Annotated in this window: 2 protein-coding genes; both read right to left on the reverse strand. The window is 69.8% G+C overall.

Translation table 11 applies throughout. The features are described from left to right. Positions 1 to 387 (reverse strand): DUF3375 family protein (locus CWM66_RS28005; protein ID WP_146159955.1); only part of this gene is annotated, 387 nt, incomplete at its 3' end. A 28-nt stretch (positions 388 to 415) separates the two neighbouring features. After that, positions 416 to 652 (reverse strand): GTP cyclohydrolase I (locus CWM66_RS28010; RefSeq protein WP_199200071.1); only part of this gene is annotated, 237 nt, incomplete at its 5' end.

Genomic DNA, 652 nt, shown 5'->3' on the forward strand with positions numbered 1-652 from the left:
CAGGCGGCTTTCGGTGGCACGCCCAGCCTGCCCAGCGCCCAGGCTGGCGATGAAGCGGATGGCCTGGGTCGCGGCACGCGAGAGTTCGTACGCTTCTTCTTCCGCGCCCTCGGGCAGGCGGCGCTCCAGCCAACCCTGGGCCAGCCAGTGCGCCACGTAAGCAGGCGCCGTGCGTGGCAGTTCACGCGAGAGTTCGTCGGCGCGCAGGGCGTCGAGCTGGCGTTGCAGGCGCTCGTGCAGCACCGAAGCGGGCAGGCGCCGCTCGTGCTCGAGCAGCAGGCCCTGCAACAGGCCGACCAGTTCCGGTGCGTGGTCGGCCGCCAGCAGCTTCCACAACGGGCGTTCGCGCAGCAGCCGGTAGGCGGCTATCCGTTCACGATGCTTCATGCAGTGCGGCGGCGTGCGGGAGGCGCTCTCAGCGCTTGCCGCCGACGTCGATGAAGCGCAGGAACTCGGCGCGCGTGCGTGCATCCTCGCGGAAGGTACCGAGCATCTTGGAAGTCACCATGCTCACCCCGCGCTTGTGGATGCCGCGCGTGGTCATGCACTCGTGCGCACCTTCGACCACGACGCCCACGCCACGCGGGCCGAGCACGTCCTGGATGCACTGGGCGATCTGCGCGGTCATCTTCTCCTGCACCTGGAAGCGGCG

It is taken from the genome of Kosakonia sp. H7A (assembly GCF_003028445.1).
Classification (GTDB): domain Bacteria; phylum Pseudomonadota; class Gammaproteobacteria; order Enterobacterales; family Enterobacteriaceae; genus Kosakonia; species Kosakonia radicincitans.